Raw genomic sequence first — 7191 nt, forward strand, 5'->3', positions numbered from 1 at the left:
AGCACTGAAACAGATACAGAACACCTTTACTGGTGCGAACTGGTTTGTGGAAGGAGATATACACGCTTGTTTTGACAGTTTCGACCACCATGTAGTTATCGACCTCTTGAAAAAGAGGATTGATGACGAAGCGTTTATCCAGCTTATATGGAAATTCCTAAAAGCAGGATATATGGAACAATGGACATTCAACAGAACCTATAGCGGAGTGCCGCAGGGGTCGGGAGTCAGTCCAGTGATGGCAAATATTTACCTTCATGAATTGGACAAATTTATGGAAAATTATGCAGAAAACTTCAATACAGAAGCTAAGAAGAAACATTTTTCTACTGCATATAAGTCCAGTGTCGGTAAGGCATACAGATATAGGAAAAAGGGCAGAGAGATATGGGATAGTCTGTCTGACGAAGAAAAGAAAATCAGATGCAAAAATCTTAAGGAACTGGAAATGATTGAAAAATCTACAACACCTTACGTCTATAACGACAGTAATTATAAAAGGGTGCAGTATACGAGATATGCGGATGATTTTATCATCGGGGTTATTGGTAGCAAAGCAGACGCAGAAGCTATCAAGAAAGACGTGAAAATATTCCTGCAAAAAGCATTGAAATTAGAAATGTCAGACACTAAGACAAAGGTTACGCACACTGGAGACAGAGCAAGATTTCTAGGTTACGACATTACGGTATCAAGAGTGCAGACGCTACAGAAGGCTTCTAACGGAAGGGTTCAGAGATGTCAGACAGGAGTTGTTAAACTGTACGTTCCACGCGAAAAATGGGTAGGTAAGTTAATTGAATACAAAGCAATGAAAATCAAAATCAACGAAAACGGAAAAGAGAGATTTGTAGCCCTTCATAGGGGAAAACTGGTAAACCAGAGCGATATTGAAATTCTCGCAAGATACAATGCAGAAGTCCGTGGACTATATAATTATTACACCATAGCGAATGACTCCTTTAAAATAGGGAGATTTGCCAATGTAATGAAATACAGCATGTATAAAACATTTGCGTGCAAGTATAAGACGAATGTTCATGAGATTAAGCGGAGATATTGCAGAAACGAATTATTTACAGTTGCGTATGAAACAAGGCAGGGAATGAAAACAACAACATTCTACAGGGATGGTTATAAACGGAAGGAATGTGCTACAAAGTTTGATAATGTAAGCGAGCTTCCGCAGTTTTCAAGATATGCCAAAACTAACACTCTCAAACAGAGAGTGGAACGTCATACTTGTGAATTATGCCAAAAAGACTGTAGAAATCTGGTAATACACCAAGTTAAGAAACTCAAAGATTTAAAGGGAAATACAGAGTGGGTATTACTCATGCGAAAAAGGAGACGGAAAACACTCGTGGTATGCCCCGAATGCCATAATTTAATTCATTCGTAACACCGCAAATGATAAGCGGAAAGCCGTATACATCGAGAGGTGTACGTGCGGTTTGGGAGGGAGTGGATGCAAGTCCTTTTCGAAGGATGAGCTGAAGCTTACCTCATGATTCCCTGGTATATCTTGGTGGGAATGAACAGTCCACGCATAAGTATATCAGTGAGTCCCTGGGAAAAGGAACCATTGATAAAAAAAGCAGTGGGGAAACCAAAGGCCGGCAGGGGAGCAGTTCCCGGAATTATGATGTGCTGGGGCGTGAGCTTTTGACACCGGACGAAACCCGAAAGCTGGATAACTCAGAGTGTATTTTGTTAATCAGGGGTTGTGATCCCATTATTGATAAGAAATACAATACGTTTGCACACTCCAGATTTTCGGAAACAGAAGATGGCGGGGCAGCGCCTTATATCCATGACAGAATGGCTGCAAAAAAACAGGCGGTACAGATTTTAAACGAAGAATCCCTGGATTATTATAAGAAGAAAAAGGAACAGGGAGAAGATGTTCAGATTGTGGAACTGTCTTTTGATGAAATTTTTTCTTATGAGCCTATTCCTAAGAAGATTTTTTCGGAGGAAGAGCTGAAAGAGAACCAGAAGAAGAGAACGGTAGAGGAGGTGAGGCCGCCGAAGAAAACGGAAAAACCGGTACAGACAGAGGAAGAAAAACTTTCTGAATTATTGGAAAGCCATGTTTATAATGAGGAACAGTTGGGAGAAATCATGCTTGCCATTGGTGCTGGAATTTCGTATGATAAAATCCTTCAAATGGCAGATACAAAAAACAGTGCTGAAAAGATGAAGGAAATCCGTAAAAAATTTACAAAAGAAACAGCCTCGGATTAAAGAAGGCAGATTTTTGGAAACCTGTAGTTTTTGCATTACGCAGGGCAGGTTTTTAAAAATCTGTCTTTTTGCGTAATGCGGTATCAATCACATGAAAAGGAGTAAAAAGATATGAAAATCAAAGAGGTTATCAGAAAGAAACAGAACCGCTTGAAAAAATCTCTACTGGGAGTCCTGGCAGTAGGCGCTACCACTGTTTCCCTGTTCCCCCAGACTGTCATGGCTTCCGGGGTAAGTGACGTAACACAGCCGCTTATGAATTTAAAGACACTGGTGATCAGTATTATCGGTGCGGTGGGTGTGATTATCCTGGCAAAAAACGTGATGGAATTTGCACAGGCTTACCAACAGCAGGACAGTTCTTCTATGAACAGTGCCATTAAAGGAATTGTTGCAGGGCTTATTATGGCAGCCATTTCCTCCGTTCTTACTTTCCTGGGAATTAGCTAAAACCATTCTTCTTTTTGAGATAAGTAGATAAGAAGAGAGGTGAAGTGATGTTTAATTTAGGAGAGGCGATCCTTGCACTTTTGGAAATCGTGTTTGGATTTTGGAATAACCAGGTCAGCCTCGTATTTGAACTTTTAGGACAGTCCCCTACCGGATTCAAAGGAGGCGGGCCCTGGGGGATCATTGAAGGGATTGAACCCCTTTTTGTTGGGATAGGCTCTGCCCTGGTAGTCCTTTTTTTCGTCATAGGGTTTTGTGCAGAGTCGGTAGATATCCGGGAAGAAATCCGGTTTGAAGCAATTCTCCGTATGTTTATCCGGGTTGCCATTGCACAGTGGCTGGTATCTTATAACATTACCATTATGAAAGCCCTGTTTACTTCCTGTGGAAACCTGGTGGGGCATTTGGGGCAAAACCAGAGTGTGGAGTTATCCATTGACCCGGCGCAGGCAGAAGTGATTAAAGATTTGGGATTTGGAACCAGTATCGTATTTTTGATACTTGCTGTTTTCCTGTCTTTAATCGTTATTATCTGTGGTTTCTTCCTGCTGTACAATGTTTATTTCCGCTTTTTGAAAATCATGGTAATTGTACCTTTTGGGGCGATTGCCAGCAGTACCCTGGCTGGAAACCGGGGGCTTAGCAATACCTTTGTAGCCTATATGAAATATTTTATCAGTGTTGTTTTTGAGGCAGTCACGATGGCACTGGCAATCCTTTTGTGTAACCAGTTTATTTCTTCCGGTCTTCCGACCTTTACCGGAGATTATGAGGACTGGGCCAAAACCCTGATTTATTTGGGGGAAATGACCTTTACGGTTGCGCTGACGGTAGGCACTGTAAAAGGGGCGCAGAACCTGACTTCCAGGGCACTGGGATTGTAGTGTAAGGCAAAAAATAGCTTCTGTTTGGAAGATAGAAGCTCATAAAAAGGAGGATTATGAAAAAATATCAGGTTATCTATGCAGATCCCCCCTGGGCATACCGGGTGTGGAGTAAAAAGGGCAGTGGGCGTTCCGCAGAAAGCCATTATCCAACCATGAGCATGGAAGAAATAGAAAAGTTGCCGGTAGGGAAACTGGCAGATGAAAATTGTGCATTATTTCTTTGGATTACATTTCCACTTTTGAAAGAAATATGGAGAGTTGTAAAAGCGTGGGGATTTACCTATAAAACGGTAGCATTTGTTTGGATTAAGCAGAATAAGAAAGCGGATTCTTTATTTTGGGGCATGGGATACTGGACAAGAGCAAATGCTGAAATCTGTATTCTTGCAACAAAAGGAAGCCCAAAGCGTTATTCCAGGCGTGTGCATCAAGTCCTTATCACACATATCGAAGAACATAGTAAAAAGCCAGAGGAGGCAAGAAACAGAATTGAACAGTTAATGGGAGATGTCCCACGAGTTGAGCTATTTGCGCGTAGAGAAGCACCTGGCTGGGACGTATGGGGGAATGAAGTCGTGTGTTCGCCGGGAACAGAAGTTTTGCAGCATGAAACGGCTTCTATCTGCAAAGGACAGGAGCCGGTAAGAAGGGAGGACATGTAAATGGAGATTGAATTAAGTGAGGACCTACAGCATTATAAAGAATCCCTGGTTCTAGGACTTACAGCAAAACAGTTTTTGTTTTCGGCATTGGCATTGGGCGTAGGAACTGGGATTGTCCTGCTTTTGTATGAAAAAATCGGGATTACTTTGAGCTGTTATGTGGCAACCCCTTTTGTTGTACCTCTGGCACTGACTGGGTTTTATAACTATCATGGGCTGACATTCTGGCAGTTTGCAGGGAAGATGATTTATTTTTCCTTTTTTAACCGCCCTTTGGTGTATGGCTCTACGGAATCGGTGCAGGAGCTGAAACAGATTTATATGGAAACCCGTCAGGAAGAAGAACGGGAAGTACAGCAAAGGAAAAAGGAACAGAAAAAAGAGAAGAAAGGTGGTGACGTCAACGTGGTGAAAAAGAAGGCAATCCGTATGGGGATCGTAACGGTAGTAATGATTGTACTTGGTGCGGCAGCAGCGGTGTGGTATAAGATGTACCGTTGACCAGAATATGCAATCAAGGCGTGAAATAGCGCCTGCTCTCCATTTCAGGAGAGGGATACACAGACATGTAGTGGCAGATGGAAGCTGCTGTGTTTGTGGTCCCATCTGCCTGAAAGGAGGAAATTAGAGATTGTCAATTTTTTCAGATAAGTTTGACCAGTTAAAAAAAGCAGATAAAGCAGTAAAATCCCCGAAATATCTTCAGGAAGTCATGGGGATTGGGAGAATTGCAGAAAATGGCATTTTTGAAGTAGGGAAGGGGGTATACTCCAGGACATACCGCTTTTTGGACATTAATTATGTAACCGCAGGTGCAGAAGAGCAGATGCGGATTTTAAAGCAGTATTGTAAGACGGTAAATGCCATTGATGTATATTTTCTTATTACCATTTTTAACCGGAATAAAAATATGCAGGATTTCCGGGAGCATGTTCTTTTCCAGGAAAAAGGAGATGGTTTTAACTGGCTGCGTGGAAGTTATAACCAGATCATTGAAAAGCGCATTGTAGATGGAAGGCAGGGGATTGAACAGGAAAAACTGCTGACGGTATGTGTAGAACGGAAATCCTACGAACAGGCAAAAGCATTTTTTGCCACTTTTGAAGCTACCTTAAAACAGAACTTCGGAGAACTTGGTTCCTGCATTGAAGAATTAAATGCAGAAGAGCGGCTGCGGGTGCTTTTCAATTTTTACCGCATAGGGGAAGAAGAACAATTCTCCTTTGATTTCAGACAGGCGTTAAAAAAGGGCGGTGATCCTAAAAATGATATTTCACCAGGGTATATGCAGTTTTACCCTGGCTATTTTGAAACGGAACGGAAAAAATGCAGGGCATTATTTATTAAAAAATATCCTTCTTCTTTATCGGATACCTTTTTAAATGAGATTACCAGCCTTCCGGTTCATAGCATCACTACAATCTGTATTGTACCAGTACCAAAAGAGCTGGCAAATAAGGTTCTTCAGAAGAAATATCTGGGCATTGAAAATGATATTTTAAAGCAGCAGAGAGTCCGTAATAAAAATAACGACTTTTCCAGTGACATTTCCCATACCAAGAAAGTCCAGAAGGAGAAGATTGTAAATCTTATGGACGACGTGCGGGAAAATGACCAGAACCTGTTTTATACAGGGGTTAATTTCCTAATCATGGCAAAGGACAAGAAGGAGTTAGACAGTGTAACCGAAACCATTAAAAATATCGGCAATGGACGCATGTGCCAGATTGAAACCCACTATTATCAGCAGAGGGAAGCTATGAATACCATACTTCCAGTGGGAAACCGGCAGATCAGCACAATGCGGACCATGCTTACCAGGGACATTGCAGCCCTTCTTCCCTTTAATGTACAGGAATTAAACGAAAAATCCGGCGTCTGCTATGGCATTAACCAGGTTTCTCATAACCTTTGCATTGGAAACCGGAAAAAACTGGCGAATGGGAATGGAATGGTATTCGGTGTTCCCGGCTCCGGAAAATCCTATTTCAGTAAGTCGGAAATGCTGCAGGTGTTCTTAGGAACAGATGATGATATTATCTGTATCGACCCGACACTGGAATATTTTGATATTGCAGAAGCCCTGGGAAACCAGGCGGCAATCATTAACCTGTCTACCTATACAAAGAATTACATCAATCCTTTGGAGATGGACGTCTGGGCGCTGGATTTAAACGATTCCCAGGGATATATCCGGGATAAAGGGGAATTTATGCTGGGGCTGTGTGAACAGTGTTACGGGGATAATCTAAACAGCCGCCATAAATCCATTATAGACCGTTGTGTACGAAAGCTGTATATTGACATTGCAAAGGCAAGGGAAAAGCATATCCCTACCATGTCAGAATTTTATGAGCTACTGTTGGAGCAGCCGGAGGAAGAGGCAAAGGATATTGCCTTATCGTTAGAGCTGTTTGTAAATGGCTCTTTAAATATTTTCAATAACCATACCAATGTGAATGTACAGGCAAGGTTCATTGTTTATGGTACAAGGGATCTGGGGAAAGAGCTGGGAGCCATTTCCACTCTGGTCATGTTGGAAAATATCAGTGCCCGGATTGCAGAAAACGCAAAGAAAGGAAGGGCAACCTGGCTTTATATAGATGAGTTCCATAGGACGAGACGTTCCGCTTGTTGAATAGACAGCGGGGTCAGTAGCCGTCCGTAAAAAGAAAAGCTACTGATACAACTGATATGGTGTTGTTCAAATGAAGGGGTAACGCCCGGAAGGGACACACACAAACTCCCTACAGCGTGATAGTTGTGCAAGAACTGTCGGGTTGTCAAAAGTTAGGGTGAAGAGCAAAAAGCAGGTCCTAACAGGTAAGGCTGAGGAAAGATTCACAGAGGTGTGGGTTGCCTGTGATTATGTAGTGAAGCTGTATATGGTGAGTATCCACGGAAGTGGGGACGAACTGACGATTTAAAGAGTCTAAAATTCGAAT

The 7191-nt window shown here is 42.1% G+C and carries 7 protein-coding genes and 1 pseudogene; all 8 read left to right on the forward strand.

The annotated features are described in order from the left end of the window. Window positions 1–1402, forward strand: a 1402-nt coding sequence (locus BLP57_RS17220) for a reverse transcriptase/maturase family protein (protein ID WP_092073524.1), incomplete at its 5' end; no start/stop codon positions are given. A 107-nt stretch (window positions 1403–1509) separates the two neighbouring features. Next, window positions 1510–1935 (forward strand): annotated as a pseudogene (locus BLP57_RS18930) (type IV secretory system conjugative DNA transfer family protein); the annotation flags it as partial. A 423-nt stretch (window positions 1936–2358) separates the two neighbouring features. Further along, window positions 2359–2697, forward strand: a complete 339-nt coding sequence (locus BLP57_RS17230; RefSeq protein WP_092073527.1) for a hypothetical protein — start codon at window positions 2359–2361, stop codon at window positions 2695–2697. Window positions 2698–2744: 47 nt separating this feature from the next. After that, entirely contained in the window at window positions 2745–3581 is an 837-nt protein-coding gene (locus BLP57_RS17235; protein WP_025577460.1) for a hypothetical protein, read from the forward strand. A gap of 56 nt (window positions 3582–3637) precedes the next feature. Continuing rightward, window positions 3638–4246: an MT-A70 family methyltransferase gene (locus BLP57_RS17240; RefSeq protein ID WP_021652487.1), complete on the forward strand. Its 609-nt coding sequence runs from the start codon at window positions 3638–3640 to the stop codon at window positions 4244–4246. Further along, window positions 4247–4747, forward strand: coding sequence for a PrgI family protein (locus BLP57_RS17245; protein WP_055056111.1), 501 nt, complete (start codon window positions 4247–4249; stop codon window positions 4745–4747). A gap of 130 nt (window positions 4748–4877) precedes the next feature. Beyond that, complete coding sequence (locus BLP57_RS17250) at window positions 4878–6884, forward strand: VirB4-like conjugal transfer ATPase, CD1110 family (RefSeq protein ID WP_092073530.1); 2007 nt, start codon at window positions 4878–4880, stop codon at window positions 6882–6884. A 142-nt stretch (window positions 6885–7026) separates the two neighbouring features. Then, complete coding sequence (locus BLP57_RS17935) at window positions 7027–7173, forward strand: hypothetical protein (RefSeq protein WP_156340250.1); 147 nt, start codon at window positions 7027–7029, stop codon at window positions 7171–7173. Window positions 7174–7191: the final 18 nt, after the last annotated feature.

Origin of the sequence: Blautia sp. SF-50 (genome assembly GCF_900101315.1) — a bacterium.
Taxonomy (GTDB): Bacteria; Bacillota; Clostridia; order Lachnospirales; family Lachnospiraceae; genus Blautia_A; species Blautia_A fusiformis.

Bases quoted from the DNA above. Each gene is read 5' to 3' on its own strand.
- BLP57_RS17230 (WP_092073527.1), top strand. From the start codon at position 2,359: ATGAAAATCAAAGAGGTTATCAGAAAGAAACAGAACCGCTTGAAAAAA.
- BLP57_RS17235 (WP_025577460.1), top strand. From the start codon at position 2,745: ATGTTTAATTTAGGAGAGGCGATCCTTGCACTTTTGGAAATCGTGTTT.
- BLP57_RS17240 (WP_021652487.1), top strand. From the start codon at position 3,638: ATGAAAAAATATCAGGTTATCTATGCAGATCCCCCCTGGGCATACCGG.
- BLP57_RS17245 (WP_055056111.1), top strand. From the start codon at position 4,247: ATGGAGATTGAATTAAGTGAGGACCTACAGCATTATAAAGAATCCCTG.